Genomic DNA, 17,360 nt, shown 5'->3' with positions numbered 1-17,360 from the left:
CCGAAACGTTGACCGTTTCTGGCTGGCTGCTTATTTGCTGCCAGGGATGCTGAAACGCTTGTTGAAGCGGTCAACACGTCCACCGGTAGCAACATCACGCTGCTTGCCAGTGTAGAACGGGTGACATTCGCCACAAACGTCCAGGTTCAGATCGCGACCCGTAGTAGAACGAGTTTTGATTTCGTTACCGCAAGAACATTTAGCAGTAATTTCAACGTAATTTGGGTGAATACCTTTTTTCATGGGAAACCTCAGTTAAGGCCGTGTCGCTCTCCCGCGCCAGGAATGTTTCCTGCACCGGCACCACACGAAGATTAATAGTCAGGTGATATACCCAAACCTCGAAGGTTACGGGCATCGCGATACAAAATACCGTATCAACGGCGGCGAATTATACAGAAATCAACCGTACGCTGCAATCGGATCCGCACATTGCGAACGACACAGTGTACACTAAATGGCCCTGTTTTTCACCCGGATGAAGCCATGCCCGTTGTTCAGGTCGCACTGCCCGTTCCACTTGCGCGCAACTTTGATTATTTGTTGCCTCCCCACCTCAGCCATGCCGTTCCCGGTGGCCGCGTCAGCGTGCCGTTCGGCAAACGTAAAGCGATTGGCGTCGTGGTCAGCATTGGCGAACACAGCGATTATCCTCGCGACCAGTTGAAAAGCGTACATGAGGTGCTGGACAGTACCCCTCTGTTCTCGCCTTCTTTATGGCATATCCTGCTGTGGGCGGCGGACTATTACCATTACCCGCTGGGGGAAGTACTGTTCCATGCCATGCCGGTTTTGCTGCGGCAGGGAAAAGCCGCGGAAGAGGCGCCAATCTGGCAGTGGGCAATCACAGAGCAGGGCCGCGCCACGCCGCCGGAAAGCCTGAAGCGTGCCCCCAAACAGCAGCAGGCGCTGGCCGCTCTGCGCCAGCGAACGCTGTACCGACATGAGGTCAGCCAGCACGACATCACCGAAGCAACGCTGCAGGCGCTGAGGGCCAAAGGACTGTGCGAACTTCATGCAGTGACCCGTGCGATGCAGGACTGGCGCGAAACCTTTGCCATCTGCGGTGAACGGCTGCGATTAAATACCGAGCAGGCGACCGCGGTTGGCGCTATTCGCAGTGCCGACGATCGCTTCTCCGCCTGGCTCCTGGACGGGATCACCGGATCGGGGAAAACCGAAGTTTATCTCAGCGTGCTGGAAAACATTCTGGCTAACGGCCGCCAGGCTCTGGTGCTGGTGCCGGAAATTGGCCTGACACCGCAAACTATCGCCCGTTTTCGTGAACGCTTTAACGCCCCGGTGGATGTCCTGCACTCCGGGTTGAACGACAGCGAACGCCTGGCGGTTTGGCTGCGGGCCCGCAGCGGCGAAACGGCGATTGTTATCGGTACTCGTTCGGCGCTGTTTACGCCGTTTGCCCGACTGGGCGCCATCATTATTGATGAAGAACACGACGGCTCCTACAAACAGCAGGAGGGCTGGCGCTATCACGCCCGCGATCTGTCGGTGCTGCGTGCCCGACAGGAAGATATACCGGTGGTGATGGGGTCCGCGACGCCTGCACTGGAAACGTTACACAACGTGCATCTGGGCAAATATCACCTGCTCAACCTCAGCAAACGCGCCGGAAATGCCACGCGCGCCACGCAGTTACTGATCGACCTGAAAGGCATGAAGCTCCAGGGCGGCTTATCTCCGCTGCTGATTAAAAAAATAGGCGAGCACTTAAAGGCGGATAATCAGGTTCTGCTGTTCCTCAACCGCCGGGGATTCTCCCCCGCACTGCTGTGCCACGAGTGCGGCTGGATTGCTGAATGCCAGCGCTGCGACCGCTACTACACGCTGCATCAGAATCAGCGCCAGCTGCGCTGCCACCACTGCGATAGTCAGCGCCCGATACCGCATCAGTGTCCCCAGTGTGGATCGACGCATCTGGTACCCGTCGGGCTGGGTACGGAACAGCTGGAACATAACCTCAGCACACTGTTCCCCGACGTGCCGCTGTCGCGTATCGACAGGGATACCACCAGCCGTAAGGGCGCGCTGGAGCAGCAGCTGGCAGAAGTACATCGTGGCGGGGCGCGTATTCTCGTTGGCACGCAGATGCTGGCGAAAGGGCATCACTTTCCTGACGTCACGCTGGTCTCCCTGCTCGACGTTGACGGCGCGCTGTTCTCTGCGGATTTCCGCTCCGCCGAGCGCTTTGCCCAACTCTACACTCAGGTAGCAGGGCGAGCAGGACGGGCGGGCAAACAGGGGGAAGTGCTGTTGCAGACCCATCACCCGGACCACCCTTTACTGCAAACGCTGCTGAAGCAGGGCTACGATGCCTTTGCTAAACAGGCGCTCAGCGAGCGCAAAAGCGTATTTCTGCCGCCTTTTACCAGCCACGCGCTGTTCCGCGCGGAGGATCACGATAATCAACAGGCTTCTCTGTTCCTTCAGCAGCTGCGCAACCTGCTGGAAGCCAGCCCGCTGAATGATGACGGATTCTGGATGATGGGGCCGGTGCCAGCTCTGCAGGCCAAGCGAAGCGGTCGATACCGCTGGCAGTTGTTGCTGCAACACCCTTCCCGCTCCGTTCTGCAGCGGCTGATTAAATCCAGTCTGCCGCTTATCGGTACACTCCCCCAGTCGCGCAAAGTGAAATGGTCATTGGATATCGATCCCGCGGAGGGCTAATTCACCGGCACTGGTCGCACAGAAGCGGAAGACGGAAACGTTTGCATGGCAAAGTTGCGGCGTAGATCGAAAAAAGTCGCACAAGTCACATTTTTTATGCAAATTAAGTAACAGCAGTTCGCTGCATCTGTAAAAATGCGCAATGGTCAGCAAAGGGATACGCGGCCCGCCACTGAAAGAGCACATTATCACCCGTTAGTCAGGTCAGCTTCGGCTGGCGTGAGGAGAAAAGCGTTGGAGCACAATCAAGAGACAACAGCAGCGACCATGAAGGACGTAGCTGAAAAAGCAGGCGTATCAACGGCAACGGTCTCCCGTGCCCTGATGAACCCGGAAAAGGTCTCCGCCGCGACACGCAGTAAAGTTGAACAGGCGGTGATTGCCGTCGGTTATTCCCCGCATTCAATGACGCGCAGCGCCAGGCGTAGCGAATCACGGACTATTCTGGTTATCGTGCCGGATATCTGCGACCCGTTTTTTAGTGAAATGATTCGCGGGATCGAGGTTGTTGCCGCAGATCAGGGCTATCTGGTTCTGATTGGCGACTGCGCCCACCAGAATCAGCAGGAAAAATCGTTTCTGAATTTAATGCTGACGCGTCAAATCGACGGCATGGTACTGCTGGGATCGCAGCTACCTTTTGAAGCCGGACTGGAAGAACAACGCAACCTGCCGCCGATGGTGATGGCCAACGAATTTGCACCAGAGCTTGAACTGCCCACCGTGCATATCGACAACCTGACCGCCGCGTTCGAAGCGGTGAACCATCTGCAAAAGCTGGGCCACCGCCGTATCGCCTGCATATCAGGACCGGAAGATATGCCACTGTGTCAGTATCGCCTGCAGGGCTATATTCAGGCCTTGCGCCGCAGCGGCATGAGCGTGGACCCCCAGTATATCGTGCGCGGTGATTTTACTTTTGACGCCGGGACGCAGGCGATGAAAAAGCTGATGGCGCTGCCAAAACCACCCGATGCCCTGTTCTGCCACAGCGACATCATGGCGCTGGGCGCGATGTCGCAGGCGAAGAATATGGGCCTGAAAATCCCAAAGGATCTGTCTATTATTGGCTTTGATGACATAGAGTTATCACGCTACAGCGATCCGCAGCTGACCACCGTTGCGCAGCCGCGATTTAACATTGGGCGCGAAGCGATGCTACTCTTGCTGGAACAGCTTCAGGGGCGGATGGTAAATGTTGGCTCTCGTCTACTGGATTTTGAGTTAAAAATCCGCGGTAGTACGGCACCCTCACTGCGCGATGAAGATTAACATATTGTGTAATGGTGATTTTCGCCAACTGCGACCTGGCGCAAAATCAGCGGATTCTTAGTAAGATCGCCGCTGGTCAAACTTCCGACCCTTAAGTAACATGACGGGCTGTAGCCGGGTGCCCATCGCGATTTTGCCCGGTCTTCTTTCATTGATTATTAACGGAACGATAGTGGCACAAAAAGATTATGTAGGCCGCGGGCGTTCGACAGGGACGCGTCGCAAGACCAACAGTCGCAGTAAAAAGCGCAGCGGTGGCTCAGGCGTATCAAAGTTTATGACCATGCTGGCCGTTGCAGTCCTCGTCACCTTTGTCGGTGGTTTGTGGTTTATTGCGCATCATAAAAAAGAAGACACCCCCGTCATCACCGATCATAAAGCCACCGGTAACGGCCTGCCGCCGAAACCCGAGGAACGCTGGCGCTATATCAAAGAGTTAGAAAATCGCCAGATAGGTGTGCCTACGCCGACAGAACCTTCATCCGGCGGTGAAGCCCATTCGCAGACACAGCTGACTAACGAACAGAGGCAGCTGCTGGAGCAAATGCAGGCCGATATGCGTCAGCAGCCAACCCAGCTGAATGAGGTGCCGTGGAATGAGCAAACCCCAGCTCAACGCCAGCAGACCATACAGCGTCAGAATCAGCTACAGCAGCAGTCACGTATGCCGCAGCAGGTTCAGCAGCAGCCGGTAAGAACCCAGCAAAACCAACCGGTGCAGGCATATCAGCAACCTGCAAGAACGCAGCAGGCCCAGCCGGTACAGCAAAATCAGCAGCAGGTGCGAACCCAGCAGCAGACGCAACAGACCGAGCGAGCCGCGCAGCAGCAAAACCAGGCTCAGCAGAAACCGGCACCGATAACCCCTGTCACCCGTGAACCAGCACGGCAGCAGGAAGTTGCTGCTCAGCCAAAAGCTGAAACGAAGCCTAAAGAAGCCGAAAAAGAGAAGCAGCAGCGTTGGATGGTGCAGTGTGGTTCCTTCAAAGGAACTGACCAGGCGGAGTCCGTTCGTGCAGCGCTGGCCTTTGAAGGTTTCGAAAGCCGCATTACCACCGGCGGCGGCTGGAACCGCGTGGTGATTGGTCCGTATGGCAACCGTGCCGCCGCTGATAGCGCGCTGAAAAATCTTCGTGGTTCCGGCCACTCAAATTGCATTCCTCTCGCCATTGGGGGTTGAAACCCCTAAAAGCCGCCCCATATCAGATTGCATCAGTGTCCCCGCACGAAAAGTGCGGGGACCTCACCAACTGCAACAAGGGGTCCGCCCGTGACAACAATAGTAAGTGTACGACGCAACGGCCAGGTAGTAATTGGCGGCGATGGCCAGGCTACCCTCGGTAATACCGTAATGAAAGGCAACGTTAAAAAAGTGCGTCGTCTCTACAATGACAAAGTCATTGCCGGTTTTGCTGGCGGTACCGCAGATGCTTTCACCCTTTTCGAACTATTTGAACGCAAACTGGAAATGCACCAGGGCCACCTGGTGAAAGCCGCGGTTGAGCTGGCAAAAGACTGGCGCACCGACCGTATGCTGCGCAAGCTTGAAGCACTGCTGGCCGTCGCCGATGAAAATGCCTCGCTGATCATTACCGGCAACGGTGACGTTATCCAGCCAGAAAACGATTTGATTGCCATCGGTTCAGGTGGACCTTACGCACAGGCAGCCGCTCGTGCATTACTGGAAAACACTGACATTGGCGCGCGCGATATTGTGGAGAAAGCGCTGGGTATTGCAGGTGATATCTGCATCTATACCAACCACAACCTCACCATCGAAGAATTAGCGTCTAAAGCGTAAGGACCCAATTTATGTCTGAAATGACCCCGCGCGAAATCGTCAGCGAACTGAACAGATTCATCATCGGCCAGGACGGCGCCAAGCGCGCTGTGGCGATTGCCCTGCGTAACCGCTGGCGCCGTATGCAGCTGGACGAAGAGCTGCGCCATGAAGTCACGCCAAAAAATATTCTGATGATTGGCCCAACCGGCGTCGGTAAAACCGAAATTGCCCGTCGCCTGGCAAAACTGGCCAATGCGCCATTCATCAAAGTGGAAGCCACTAAATTCACCGAAGTGGGCTATGTAGGTAAAGAAGTGGATTCGATCATCCGCGATCTGACCGACTCGGCGATTAAAATGGTTCGCTCCCAGGCGATTGAAAAAAATCGCTACCGCGCTGAAGAAATGGCAGAAGACCGCATTCTTGACGTGCTGATTCCCCCGGCTAAAAACAACTGGGGCCAGGCGGAAGCGCCTGCTGAGCCATCTGCCGCACGCCAGTCTTTCCGCAAGAAACTGCGCGAAGGCCAGCTTGACGATAAAGAAATCGAAATCGATCTGGCCGCTGTTTCCGCCGGTGTTGAAATTATGGCACCTCCGGGCATGGAAGAGATGACCAGCCAGCTGCAATCGATGTTCCAGAATATCGGCGGCCAGAAGCAGAAGCCGCGTAAGCTGAAAATCAAAGATGCGATGAAGCTGCTGGTGGAAGAAGAAGCCGCCAAGCTGGTTAATCCGGAAGAACTTAAGCAGGATGCCATCGAAGCCGTAGAGCAGCACGGTATTGTGTTTATCGACGAGATCGACAAAGTCTGTAAGCGCGGCGAATCCTCAGGTCCTGACGTTTCCCGCGAAGGTGTTCAACGCGATCTGCTGCCGCTGGTAGAAGGTTGTACCGTTTCTACCAAGCACGGCATGGTGAAAACTGACCACATTCTGTTTATCGCCTCGGGTGCATTCCAGGTTGCCAGCCCGTCAGACCTGATCCCTGAGCTTCAGGGACGCCTGCCGATCCGCGTTGAGTTACAGGCGCTTACCACGCATGACTTCGAACGTATCCTGACGGAACCGAGCGCGTCGATCACCGTGCAGTACAAAGCACTGATGGGTACTGAAGGCGTGGATATTAACTTTACCGAAGACGGCATCAGCAAAATTGCCGCCGCCGCCTGGCAGGTGAACGAAACTGCTGAGAATATCGGTGCACGCCGCCTGCATACCGTACTGGAGCGCCTGATGGAGGAAATCTCCTATGACGCCAGCGATCTGAACGGTCAGTCGATCACCATCGATGCCGAGTATGTCAGTAAGCATCTGGATGAACTGGTTGCAGACGAAGATCTGAGCCGCTTTATTCTGTAACGACGGTGAACTGCCGTACTACGGGGGCCAGTATATGGCCCTCGTTTTTTTTGGTTAAATTTCCAGCCAACTTGACCAGGGTTAATTCCTGGGGGCACTAAGCGCCTTACACTGCTTCTAAAACGTTGATCCGGCTTTTCCGGACCCGCCAATCAGAGCAGAGGCCTGCCTATGACCGACAACAGCCAGCTGGCTACCCCAATCAGTCACCCACAGGCATGGATTGAGAGTTTGCGCCCGCGCACGCTCCCGCTGGCCTGCGCATCGATAATTACCGGCAGCGCGCTGGCGTGGTGGCAGGGTTCATTCAATCTCACGACGGCACTGCTGGCACTGTTAACCACCGTGCTGCTGCAAATCCTCTCTAATCTGGCAAACGACTATGGCGATGCGGTAAAAGGCAGCGATACGCCGGCGCGTATTGGCCCTCTGCGCGGTATGCAAAAAGGGGCAATAACCCAGCAGCAGATGCGAATGGCAATGGCTCTCGCCGTGGCACTATCAATGCTGAGCGGTATTATGCTGCTGATAAGGTCCTGCAAAACCCTGAGCGACATGCTGGGCTTTCTGTTGCTTGGCGCACTGGCAATCGTTGCCGCTATCGCCTATACGGTGGGCAGAAAACCCTACGGCTATCTTGGCCTGGGTGACGTATCGGTGATGATTTTCTTTGGCTGGCTTGGCGTTATCGGCAGCTGGTATCTGCAAACTCACCAATTTAATTTGCTACCACTGCTGCCCGCCACCGGCTGTGGTCTGATGGCAACGGCGGTGCTTAACGCCAACAATATGCGCGATATCGAAAACGATCGCCAAAACGGTAAATTTACCCTGGCAGTTCGCCTCGGCCCACGGCGCGCGCGGCACTATCATGTCCTGCTGTTGGCGGGCGCGATAGCCAGCTTCACGCTGTTTACACTGATGAATAATCCGCAGCCCTTCGGCTGGCTTTTCCTGCTGGCGGTGCCCCTTATCTGGCAGCAGACGCGTTATGTCATACATGAATCCAGCGCAATGGCAATGCGCCCGCTGTTGGTCAGAACGGTCAAAACGGCGCTGTTGATCAACGTGCTGTTTGCCATTGGACTGCTGTTGAGCTAATCGCGATGTACTTGACCCATCGTAACTTTTAACAATTGATGATTTTGCCAACAGTGACGATTAAGCGATATACTTAAGCTCCCTGTAGCAAACAGACGAAATCCCTATGAAATACGATACCTCAGAACTGTGCGACATCTATCACGAAGACGTGAATGTCGTTGAACCGCTCTTCTCAAACTTTGGTGGCCGCACCTCGTTTGGTGGGCAAATCATTACGGTAAAATGTTTCGAGGACAACGGTCTGCTTTATGATTTGCTGGAGGAAAACGGCCGGGGCCGGATACTGCTGGTTGACGGCGGCGGTTCCGTGCGTCGTGCGCTGGTTGATGCCGCACTGGCAAGGCTGGCAGTACAGAATGAATGGGAAGGCATCGTGGTCTACGGCTCAGTGCGCCAGGTAGACGACCTGGAAGAGCTGGACATCGGTATTCAGGCGATTGCTGCCATTCCTGCCGGCGCTGCCGGAGAAGGGATTGGTGAAAGCGATGTGCGCGTTAATTTCGGTGGCGTTACCTTCTTCTCTGGCGATCATCTCTACGCCGATAACACCGGTATGATCCTGTCTGAAGACCCGCTCGATCTCGAATAACGGATACAAAAACGGGTGCCGCTGGCACCCGCTCTCTGCAGACTCACTTTAATAAAAAGTGAAGTCTTACACTTCTTCCATTTTACCCAGCAGCGCACGCAGGCGATCCTGCCACACATGCTGCTCTTCCTTTAGCTGCTGGTTTTCACGCACCAGCGCTTCGCTATTACCAGCAGCATGTTGAATTTGCTGATTCAGATTTCCGTTCTGTTCTTTAAGCTCTTCGATCTCCATCTGCAACAGCGTGATGGTATCAATCGCCTGCTGCACTTTTGCTTCCAGTTTCTCGAATACTTCAAATGACATATCTATAACCTCTCCTAATCGCAGGGCGCTGATGATGCTAGCCGCAGGGATAAGGAGTGAACCGACATTCCGCGGATAACAACGATTCTTCGATTGTAAGTAGACGCGCATAGCAAGTCCAGCAGCTAAGCCTGTTGGGGTGCAGTCTGTAACAATTTTCAGCGTAGACCTGGTTTGCGTAACATATTCACGCAATAAGGTGGGGCCGAGGTTAATGAATTGCGCATTTCGTTACCGCTTAAACGCGCAGTACAGTGATTTTAAGCCCCCTGAAATACGCGAATTCGCTCATTTTTATGACGCAGTACACAACTTTTGATTTCGCTATTTCTCGTTTATGCTCGTTAACGATAAATTCACATCAGCCCTACAAAAGACTTGGGCGGCTCAGGGAATGAGAAAAACGATGATAGTAAACTCTTAACTCGCCTTCAGGAATTTCAACATGAGTCATGCAACAAGCACACTTAAAGGACAATGCATCGCCGAGTTTCTTGGCACCGCGACCATCCTCTTCTTTGGTGCAGGCTGTGTCGCTGCGTTAAAACTCGCTGGTGCCGCTTTTGGCCAGTGGGAAGTCAGCATCGTGTGGGGTGTCGCCGTTGCCATGGCGGTCTACCTCAGCGCGGGCATCTCCGGTGCGCATCTGAATCCTGCTGTCAGTATTGCCCTGTGGTTATTTGCCAATTTTGAAGGACGTAAATTGCTCCCCTACATCATTTCTCAGATAGCCGGCGCGTTCTGCGCGGCTGCGCTGGTGTATGGGCTCTACTACAATTTATTCCTCGACTACGAACAGACTCATCAGCTGGTACGCGGTAGCGTAGAAAGCCTGGATGTCGCTGGCGTGTTCTCAACCTATCCAAACCCGCATATCAGCGTGGGGCAGGCGTTCCTGGTTGAAGCCGTGATTACCGCCGTAATGATGGCGCTGATTATGGCCCTGACCGATGACGGCAACGGTCTTCCGCGCGGGCCTCTGGCACCGCTGTTGATCGGTCTGCTGATTGCCGTGATTGGTGCAGCAATGGGCCCGCTGACTGGATTTGCTCTGAACCCGGCGCGTGATTTCGGTCCTAAGCTGTTCGCATCACTCGCAGGCTGGGGCAGTATGGCCTTCACCGGCGGTCGCGATATTCCTTATTTCCTCGTGCCAATCTTCGGACCGATGCTCGGTGCAATCGTTGGCGCATTTGGCTACCGTTCTCTGATTGGCCGCAATCTGCCGGGCCAGACTGCGGTAAAAAAGGATGAAGTGGTGCAACGCGCTGCACAGCGTAAAGCGTAATCCTGCTATACCCGCTTCGGCGGGTATAACTCTCGAACTCATCAGGAAGACATTATGACCGTAGAAAAAAAATATATCGTCGCACTCGACCAGGGAACTACCAGCTCACGTGCGGTAATTCTGGATCATGATTCCAACATCGTTGCCGTGTCGCAGCGCGAATTCCAGCAAATTTATCCGAAAGCGGGCTGGGTTGAGCATGATCCGATGGATATCTGGGCGTCACAAAGTTCAACCCTGGTTGAAGTGTTGGCACACGCGGACATCCGTTCTGATGAGATCGCCGCCATTGGTATCACCAACCAGCGCGAAACCACCATCGTCTGGGATAAAGAAACCGGTAAGCCAATCTATAACGCCATCGTTTGGCAGGACCCGCGTACCGCAGATTACTGTGCAAAACTGAAGAAAGAAGGCCTGGAAGAGTACATCCAGCACACCACCGGTCTGGTGATTAACCCGTACTTCTCCGGGACCAAAGTGAAGTGGATACTCGATCATGTAGAAGGTTCACGTGAGCGTGCCCGCCGTGGCGAGCTGCTGTTCGGCACCGTCGATTCCTGGCTGGTGTGGAAAATGACGCAGGGACGGGTGCACATCACCGACTTCACTAACGCCTCGCGCACCATGATGTTTAACATTCACAAGCTGGAGTGGGATCAGCGCATGCTGGAAATCCTCGACATCCCGCGTGAAATGCTGCCAGAAGTTAAATCTTCTTCAGAAGTGTACGGCCAGACCAACATCGGTGGTAAAGGCGGTACCCGTATTCCCATCGCCGGTATCGCTGGCGATCAGCAGGCTGCTCTGTACGGTCAGCTTTGCGTGCAGCCGGGTATGGCAAAAAATACCTACGGCACCGGCTGCTTTATGCTGATGAACACCGGTAAAGAAGCGGTGACCTCAACCCACGGCCTGCTGACCACCATCGCCTGCGGTCCACGCGGTGAAGTGAACTATGCACTGGAAGGTGCCGTATTTATCGGTGGTGCATCCATTCAGTGGCTGCGTGACGAGATGAAGCTGATCAGCGATTCTGCTGATTCAGAATATTTTGCTACCAAGGTGAAGGATTCCAACGGCGTCTATATGGTTCCGGCCTTTACCGGCCTGGGTGCTCCTTACTGGGACCCGTATGCACGCGGCGCGATCTTCGGTCTGACCCGTGGCGCAAATGCCAACCACATTATTCGCGCCACGCTGGAGTCGATCGCCTATCAAACTCGCGACGTGCTGGAAGCGATGCAGAATGACGCCAATACCCGCCTGCAGTCGCTGCGCGTGGACGGCGGTGCCGTTGCCAATAACTTCCTGATGCAGTTCCAGTCGGATATCCTGGGGACCCGCGTTGAGCGCCCGGAAGTCCGTGAAGTGACCGCGCTGGGTGCGGCGTATCTGGCAGGACTGGCGGTAGGCTTCTGGCAGGATCTGGAAGAGGTTCGCGCCAAGTCGGTTATCGAGCGTGAATTCCGCCCTGGCATCGAAACCACCCAGCGTAACGTGCTTTACGCGGGCTGGAAGAAAGCCGTTGCCCGCGCTCAGGCGTGGGAAGATCAGGACAACTAAGGATTTACCCGCCCGCAGTCGCCGACTGCGGGCACCTCCTCCCCTCCCCGCCTGTGATAAACTTCCCGCCTCATCACTTTTCCGAGGCACGTCATGAAACGAGAACTGGCAATTGAATTTTCACGCGTAACCGAAGCGGCGGCGCTGGCTGGCTATAAATGGCTGGGGCGCGGCGATAAAAATGCGGCCGATGGCGCGGCGGTACACGCCATGCGCATTATGCTCAACAAGGTGGATATTGACGGTCAGATCGTGATTGGCGAAGGGGAAATTGATGAAGCGCCGATGCTGTACATCAGCGAAAAAGTGGGCAGCGGCAATGGCGATGCAGTGGATATTGCCGTTGATCCGATCGAAGGTACGCGTATGACGGCTCTGGGCCAGGCGAACGCACTGGCGGTGCTGGCGGTCGGCGATAAAGGCACCTTCCTGCATGCCCCCGATATGTATATGGAAAAGCTGGTTGTCGGCCCCGGCGCGAAAGGCGCTATCGACCTGAACCTTCCGCTGGAAGAGAACCTGCAGCGCATTGCTGCCGCGCTCGACAAGCCGCTCAGCGAGCTGACCGTCACGCTGCTGGCCAAGCCGCGCCACGATGCGGTGATTGCCCGCCTCCAGCAGCTTGGTGTACGCGTATTTACCTTCCCGGATGGCGATGTAGCGGCCTCGATTCTTACCTGTATGCCGGACAGTGAAGTGGATGTGATGTACGGTATCGGTGGCGCTCCGGAGGGCGTAATCTCTGCTGCGGTGATCCGCGCGCTGGATGGCGATATGCAGGGCCGTTTACTGGCTCGTCATGAGGTGAAAGGCGATACGGCGGAAAACCGTCGTCTGGGCGAGCAGGAAGTTCAGCGCTGCCATGAAATGGGCATTGATGCCGGGAAAGTATTGCTGCTCGATCAGATGGCGCGTAACGATAACGTGATCTTTTCCGCCACCGGTATCACCAGCGGCGATCTGCTGAAGGGCATCACCCGGAAAGGCAATATGGCTACCACAGAAACGCTGCTGATCCGCGGTAAATCACGCACCATTCGCCGTATCCAGTCCATTCACTATCTCGACCGTAAAGACGACAATCTTCATCCGTTTATTCTGTAATCCACTCGCCGGGGCCAGCCGCTGATTGCTGGCTCCGGCGTTGCGGGTTGAGCGTCAAACGGTCTGCGGCTCCGGACGCTTCGACAACGGCAGCCAGCAGAACAGAATTAACAGCGAAGTCGCAAACATCAACATCCCGAGGCTGAACTGCCCGTTTTGCGGCAGCAGCGCAGAAAGCCAGGCAGTCAGCCCCGATCCCAGATTCTGCAGCCCACCGACCAGCGCTCCGGCGGTGCCCGCCATATAGGGCCAGGGCTCCATCGCTCCGGTTGTGGCCAGCGGAAACAGCATGCCTGCGCCAAAGAAAAACAGCGAGGCGGGCACAATCAGCGTCCACAGATTCATGACGCCCAGCCAGCCAGGGAGCCACATCAGTACGCCTGCCAGCAGGCAGCTGTTCACCGCATACCACATAATGGTGGTGAAGGGCTTATCGCTTTTACCGGCAAACCAGGCGCCAAAAAACGCCGCCGGCAGCGGCAGGATAAACAGCAGACTGACGGCGAAGCTGCTCATTCCCAGAACGCCCCCCATCAATACGCCGCAGCTGGCTTCAAATACCGCAATACCGGCCAGCGCGCCGATAAGAATCACCAGATAGCGTACAAAGCTGCTGTCGGCCAGCAGGGGACGATAGCGTGAAAATAGCGGGCGAGGCTGCACGGTCTGCGGGCGTGTTTCCGGCATCCATCGCAGAATGGCGCCGCTGACCATCAGGCACAGCAGCAGGAGAAACGCAAAGCACGCCTGCCAGCCGAACAGCCGGGTCAGTCCTGCTCCGATCAGGGGAGCGATCAGCGGGCTTATCAGGATACCCATATTCAGCAGGCTGTTGGCATGGCGCAGTGCCCTGCCCTCATACAGATCGCGCGGCATGGTCCGTGCCATTACGCCCGCCACCCCCGTCCCCAGCCCCTGGATCGCCGCCCCCAGCACCAGCCCGTTCAGGCTGTGCGCCAGCAAAGCCGTCAGCGAACCGAGGATAAATATCCCCATACCGAGCAAAACGACCGGCCGGCGGCCAATACTGTCCGAGAGCGGGCCATAAAACAGCTGAGAGGCACCATAGGTCATCAGATAGGCCGCCATTACCCGCTGAACGGCACCATCGCCAACGTTAAATGCCGCCGCAATGGTGGACATCGCCGGAACATAAATAGTCTGCGCCATTTGTCCGACCGCCAGCAGGGCAATCAGCATCACTAACAGATGTCCATTTTCAATCTTTTTCATCGCGCCACATCAGTATAAATAACGGTAAAATTTTTCGTATCCAGAGGATCAGGCAAATGGATACGCTCAGCGCCGGAGAAAATATCAGGAATGGATGACAAAGCGAGGACTGAACCAAAAATAAGCCACCTGCGGCTGTCACTAAAAACGGGCGCGGCTGTAAAACAATTTTTACGCTAAGGTAAATTCGTGCGCATACTTTGTTTATACGAGCTTTACCGCCGCCGGAAACTGGAAAAACCACTCACAGCTGACGAAGATAGCCGCAGAGAAGCCAATCCTGCCGCAACTGAGTTAAGGAGTTTGTTATGGCCGCCTGGGTCAACGCCCGAGTAGAAAAAGTGACGAACTGGACGGAAAGCCTGTTCAGTATCATTGTGACCGCCCCCATCGACCCCTTTACCGCTGGCCAGTACGCCAAGCTGTCGCTGGAAGTTAACGGTGAACGCGTGGTTCGCGCCTATTCCTTTGTGAATGCACCGAGTAATAAAAATCTTGAGTTCTATCTGGTGCTGGTTCCTGAGGGTAAGCTCAGCCCGCTACTGTATGCGCTGAAGCCGGGTGATGAGGTAATGATTACCCAGGACGCTCAGGGCTTTTTTGTTATCGAAGAAATTCCGCAATGCGATACGCTGTGGATGCTGGCAACCGGGACCGCCATTGGCCCTTATCTGTCGATTTTAGAAGAAGGGAAAGGACTGGATCGCTTTAAGAATATCGTACTGCTTCATGCCGCGCGCTACGCCCGGGATTTGAGCTATCTGCCGCAGATGCAGCAACTACAGCAGCGCTATAACGGCCAGCTGCAGATTCAAACGGTAGTGAGTCGTGAAGAAGCCGAAGGCTCGCTGACCGGCAGGGTGCCGGCACTGATTGCCAGCGGCCAGCTGGAGGCCGCAACTGGCCTGAAAATCGATGCTGAGTCGAGCCACGTCATGCTGTGCGGTAACCCGGAGATGGTAAAAGACACCCAGCAGCTGCTGAAAGATACGCGCGGAATGCGCAAGCACTTCAAGCGTAAACCGGGCCACATGACCAGCGAACACTACTGGTAATCAGGCTGTTCCACGGCGCAGGAACACCACATACTGCGCCGTCTTACCGTAACGGTTATCGCCATCCGTACCGCGGAAGAAGCCAAGTTCAACCATCATGCTGACCAGAATCAACGTGGGGATAAAACGCCCCAGCAGCCACTGCGCATCCCCTGGCAGCATCGACCAGCTACCGGCCATCAGCATCCACGCGAGGATCAGCAGCAGCGCCCACTGGCCGCCCTTGTTGCGGTCGTGTAATCGTTTCACCAGCACTGCGCTGACCGGCCACAGCAGCGCCACCACGCAAAATGCCGCCAGTTGCATATCCATCAAACCGTTACCGGCAAGACTAAACAACAGCGTCAATAGCAGTATCCAGACCACCTGCCAGATCCAGAAATCCCGCCGCCTGAGACGGCCACGAAATGAGAAACACCATTGTTGTAGAGTCATTATTTTTCCCAGTGTCAGGGTGCCCTTTGACTTTTCCAGTCATTGTCCGTTTTAATCTTGAGCAGAGTTTACTGGTTAGGGCCATGAAAATGAATCAAGCGATCTGGGCAGCGATTATCCTGCTGACCACACTGAACATCGCTACAGCAAAAGCCGATCCCGATCCTCAGGACCGGGCAGAACATATGCCTGCGGCACCCTATCTGCAAATGGGGGCCCCAACCTTTGATATGACCATTGGCCAGTTTCGTGAAAAATATAATGCTGCCAACGCAACGTTACCGTTAGGTGAATATCGCGCAATTGACACACCCGATGATAAAAGCAATCTGACCCGTGCCGCTAGTAAGATCAACGAAAATCTTTACGCTTCCACGGCGCTTGAGCACGGCAGCGGGAAGATCAAAACGCTGCAGATCACCTGGCTCCCCATCCCCGGGCCAGAACAGAAAGCCGCGCGGGAAAAGGCACTGGCCTATATGACGGCCTTTGTGCGGTTCTTTGAACCGATGCTCAGCGATGAACAAAGCCAGAAACGGGTGAACGATCTGCTGGCGAAAGGCAAGAATTCGCGATATTACCAGCAGTCGGAGGGGGCGTTGCGCTACATTGTGGCGGATAACGGCGAAAAGGGGCTTACTTTCGCGATCGAACCGCTAAAACTGGCTCTCGCTACCCCCTGAATCGATTCATGCAAACGATGACGAAAAGCAAAGCCTTTCGCATATTTGATCTCTATACTGTCGGCAGACAACGCTGCCTGCCGGCAGCTTTAATACTCTCTAAGCGTGGAGGATACAATGCGACATCCATTAGTGATGGGTAACTGGAAACTGAACGGTAGCAAGCACATGGTCAATGAGCTGATCGCCGGTCTGCGTAACGAACTGAGCGGTGTTGACGGTTGTGGCGTGGCAATTGCCCCACCGGCGATCTATCTGGATCAGGCAAAACATGCCATTTCTGGTAGCCATATCGTACTGGGTGCGCAGAACGTTGACGTGAATCTGTCAGGCGCGTTTACCGGCGAAACCTCTGCCGACATGCTGAAAGATATCGGTGCGCACTACATCATTATCGGTCACTCTGAGCGTCGTACCTATCACGCAGAGAGCGACGAATTCATTGCTAAAAAGTTCGCTATCGTGAAAGCGGCAGGTCTGGTGCCGGTTCTGTGCATCGGTGAAACCGACGCTGAAAACGAAGCGGGCAAAACTGAAGAAGTTTGCGCTCGTCAGATCGATGCCGTGCTGAAAACTCAGGGCGCTGAAGCCTTCAACGGCGCGGTTATCGCCTATGAGCCAGTATGGGCCATCGGTACCGGCAAATCAGCTACCCCTGAGCAGGCACAGGCGGTACACAAGTTCATCCGTGACCACATCGCGAAGCAGGATGCGACCGTGGCTGCACAGGTTATTATCCAGTACGGCGGTTCCGTTAACGATAAAAACGCAGCAGAGCTGTTCGGCCAGCCGGACATCGACGGCGCGCTGGTTGGCGGTGCATCGCTGAAAGCTGACGCGTTCGCGGTTATCGTGAAAGCCGCTGCCGCAGCGAAAAAAGCCTGATCCTCATCCCT

General features: G+C 55.2%; 17 protein-coding genes. 13 read left to right on the top strand and 4 right to left on the bottom strand.

Translation table 11 applies throughout. The features are described from left to right. Nucleotides 1-30: 30 nt before the first annotated feature. Nucleotides 31-243, bottom strand: coding sequence for a 50S ribosomal protein L31 (gene rpmE, locus OMR58_RS21925; RefSeq protein WP_105594495.1), 213 nt, complete (start codon nucleotides 241-243; stop codon nucleotides 31-33). Nucleotides 244-486: 243 nt separating this feature from the next. Here rpmE and priA point away from each other — a divergent pair, with 243 nt between their 5' ends. From priA to rraA, 7 genes are all read left to right on the top strand, one after another. Next, entirely contained in the window at nucleotides 487-2,685 is a 2,199-nt protein-coding gene (priA, locus tag OMR58_RS21920) for a primosomal protein N' (protein WP_264546910.1), read from the top strand. Nucleotides 2,686-2,919: 234 nt separating this feature from the next. After that, nucleotides 2,920-3,957, top strand: coding sequence for a DNA-binding transcriptional regulator CytR (gene cytR, locus OMR58_RS21915; RefSeq protein ID WP_105594493.1), 1,038 nt, complete (start codon nucleotides 2,920-2,922; stop codon nucleotides 3,955-3,957). 172 nt (nucleotides 3,958-4,129) lie between these two features. After that, complete coding sequence (ftsN, locus tag OMR58_RS21910) at nucleotides 4,130-5,137, top strand: cell division protein FtsN (protein ID WP_264546909.1); 1,008 nt, start codon at nucleotides 4,130-4,132, stop codon at nucleotides 5,135-5,137. Nucleotides 5,138-5,227: 90 nt separating this feature from the next. Next, nucleotides 5,228-5,758, top strand: a complete 531-nt coding sequence (gene hslV, locus OMR58_RS21905) for an ATP-dependent protease subunit HslV (RefSeq protein ID WP_105594491.1) — start codon at nucleotides 5,228-5,230, stop codon at nucleotides 5,756-5,758. An 11-nt stretch (nucleotides 5,759-5,769) separates the two neighbouring features. Further along, nucleotides 5,770-7,101 (top strand): HslU--HslV peptidase ATPase subunit, encoded by a 1,332-nt coding sequence (gene hslU, locus OMR58_RS21900; protein WP_200547993.1) that lies wholly within the window; start codon nucleotides 5,770-5,772, stop codon nucleotides 7,099-7,101. Between the two features lie 171 nt (nucleotides 7,102-7,272). After that, on the top strand, nucleotides 7,273-8,202 hold the full coding sequence (locus OMR58_RS21895) for a 1,4-dihydroxy-2-naphthoate polyprenyltransferase (protein ID WP_264546908.1): 930 nt from the start codon (nucleotides 7,273-7,275) through the stop codon (nucleotides 8,200-8,202). Nucleotides 8,203-8,308: 106 nt separating this feature from the next. Continuing rightward, on the top strand, nucleotides 8,309-8,794 hold the full coding sequence (gene rraA, locus OMR58_RS21890; protein WP_105594488.1) for a ribonuclease E activity regulator RraA: 486 nt from the start codon (nucleotides 8,309-8,311) through the stop codon (nucleotides 8,792-8,794). A gap of 66 nt (nucleotides 8,795-8,860) precedes the next feature. Here rraA and zapB read toward each other — a convergent pair whose 3' ends face one another. Next, nucleotides 8,861-9,100: a cell division protein ZapB gene (gene zapB, locus OMR58_RS21885; RefSeq protein ID WP_105594487.1), complete on the bottom strand. Its 240-nt coding sequence runs from the start codon at nucleotides 9,098-9,100 to the stop codon at nucleotides 8,861-8,863. Nucleotides 9,101-9,545: 445 nt separating this feature from the next. On the opposite strand from zapB, the gene OMR58_RS21880 reads away from it, so the two are divergent. The 3 genes from OMR58_RS21880 to glpX all read left to right on the top strand — a co-directional run bounded on the left by OMR58_RS21880 (nucleotide 9,546) and on the right by glpX (nucleotide 13,058). Next, the gene (locus OMR58_RS21880; protein WP_105594486.1) at nucleotides 9,546-10,388 is read left to right on the top strand and encodes an MIP/aquaporin family protein; all 843 of its coding nucleotides are present in this window, start codon (nucleotides 9,546-9,548) and stop codon (nucleotides 10,386-10,388) included. A 54-nt stretch (nucleotides 10,389-10,442) separates the two neighbouring features. Beyond that, entirely contained in the window at nucleotides 10,443-11,954 is a 1,512-nt protein-coding gene (glpK, locus tag OMR58_RS21875) for a glycerol kinase GlpK (RefSeq protein ID WP_200547995.1), read from the top strand. Between the two features lie 93 nt (nucleotides 11,955-12,047). After that, nucleotides 12,048-13,058: a class II fructose-bisphosphatase gene (gene glpX, locus OMR58_RS21870; protein WP_200547996.1), complete on the top strand. Its 1,011-nt coding sequence runs from the start codon at nucleotides 12,048-12,050 to the stop codon at nucleotides 13,056-13,058. Nucleotides 13,059-13,112: 54 nt separating this feature from the next. Here glpX and emrD read toward each other — a convergent pair whose 3' ends face one another. Further along, the gene (gene emrD, locus OMR58_RS21865; protein WP_264546907.1) at nucleotides 13,113-14,291 is read right to left on the bottom strand and encodes a multidrug efflux MFS transporter EmrD; all 1,179 of its coding nucleotides are present in this window, start codon (nucleotides 14,289-14,291) and stop codon (nucleotides 13,113-13,115) included. A gap of 308 nt (nucleotides 14,292-14,599) precedes the next feature. On the opposite strand from emrD, the gene fpr reads away from it, so the two are divergent. Beyond that, on the top strand, nucleotides 14,600-15,346 hold the full coding sequence (fpr, locus tag OMR58_RS21860) for a ferredoxin--NADP(+) reductase (protein ID WP_200547461.1): 747 nt from the start codon (nucleotides 14,600-14,602) through the stop codon (nucleotides 15,344-15,346). Here the strand turns inward: fpr and OMR58_RS21855 are convergent, their stop codons facing one another. Next, nucleotides 15,347-15,781 (bottom strand): DUF805 domain-containing protein, encoded by a 435-nt coding sequence (locus OMR58_RS21855; protein ID WP_105594481.1) that lies wholly within the window; start codon nucleotides 15,779-15,781, stop codon nucleotides 15,347-15,349. It lies immediately after the preceding gene. Nucleotides 15,782-15,870: 89 nt separating this feature from the next. Between OMR58_RS21855 and OMR58_RS21850 the strand changes: the two genes are divergently transcribed. Both OMR58_RS21850 and tpiA read left to right on the top strand, forming a co-directional pair. Continuing rightward, nucleotides 15,871-16,464 carry a YiiQ family protein gene (locus tag OMR58_RS21850; RefSeq protein WP_200547518.1) on the top strand — a complete coding sequence of 198 codons (594 nt, stop codon included), beginning with the start codon at nucleotides 15,871-15,873 and terminating at the stop codon, nucleotides 16,462-16,464. A gap of 117 nt (nucleotides 16,465-16,581) precedes the next feature. Further along, nucleotides 16,582-17,349 (top strand): triose-phosphate isomerase, encoded by a 768-nt coding sequence (tpiA, locus tag OMR58_RS21845; protein WP_200547462.1) that lies wholly within the window; start codon nucleotides 16,582-16,584, stop codon nucleotides 17,347-17,349. Nucleotides 17,350-17,360 lie beyond the last annotated feature (11 nt).

The organism is Erwinia sp. INIA01, from assembly GCF_025947915.1.
GTDB lineage: Bacteria > Pseudomonadota > Gammaproteobacteria > Enterobacterales > Enterobacteriaceae > Erwinia > Erwinia coffeiphila.
Note: the sequence above shows the minus strand (reverse complement) of the source record. Positions and strands in the feature narration are given on the sequence as shown.

What these genes read in the sequence shown, in the direction of transcription:
- glpK (WP_200547995.1), top strand. Translation starts at nt 10,443, where the DNA reads ATGACCGTAGAAAAAAAATATATCGTCGCACTCGACCAGGGAACTACC.
- OMR58_RS21850 (WP_200547518.1), top strand. Translation starts at nt 15,871, where the DNA reads ATGAATCAAGCGATCTGGGCAGCGATTATCCTGCTGACCACACTGAAC.
- hslU (WP_200547993.1), top strand. Translation starts at nt 5,770, where the DNA reads ATGTCTGAAATGACCCCGCGCGAAATCGTCAGCGAACTGAACAGATTC.
- tpiA (WP_200547462.1), top strand. Translation starts at nt 16,582, where the DNA reads ATGCGACATCCATTAGTGATGGGTAACTGGAAACTGAACGGTAGCAAG.
- OMR58_RS21880 (WP_105594486.1), top strand. Translation starts at nt 9,546, where the DNA reads ATGAGTCATGCAACAAGCACACTTAAAGGACAATGCATCGCCGAGTTT.
- rpmE (WP_105594495.1), bottom strand. Translation starts at nt 243, where the DNA reads ATGAAAAAAGGTATTCACCCAAATTACGTTGAAATTACTGCTAAATGT.
- zapB (WP_105594487.1), bottom strand. Translation starts at nt 9,100, where the DNA reads ATGTCATTTGAAGTATTCGAGAAACTGGAAGCAAAAGTGCAGCAGGCG.
- rraA (WP_105594488.1), top strand. Translation starts at nt 8,309, where the DNA reads ATGAAATACGATACCTCAGAACTGTGCGACATCTATCACGAAGACGTG.
- glpX (WP_200547996.1), top strand. Translation starts at nt 12,048, where the DNA reads ATGAAACGAGAACTGGCAATTGAATTTTCACGCGTAACCGAAGCGGCG.
- OMR58_RS21895 (WP_264546908.1), top strand. Translation starts at nt 7,273, where the DNA reads ATGACCGACAACAGCCAGCTGGCTACCCCAATCAGTCACCCACAGGCA.
- OMR58_RS21855 (WP_105594481.1), bottom strand. Translation starts at nt 15,781, where the DNA reads ATGACTCTACAACAATGGTGTTTCTCATTTCGTGGCCGTCTCAGGCGG.
- fpr (WP_200547461.1), top strand. Translation starts at nt 14,600, where the DNA reads ATGGCCGCCTGGGTCAACGCCCGAGTAGAAAAAGTGACGAACTGGACG.
- emrD (WP_264546907.1), bottom strand. Translation starts at nt 14,291, where the DNA reads ATGAAAAAGATTGAAAATGGACATCTGTTAGTGATGCTGATTGCCCTG.
- priA (WP_264546910.1), top strand. Translation starts at nt 487, where the DNA reads ATGCCCGTTGTTCAGGTCGCACTGCCCGTTCCACTTGCGCGCAACTTT.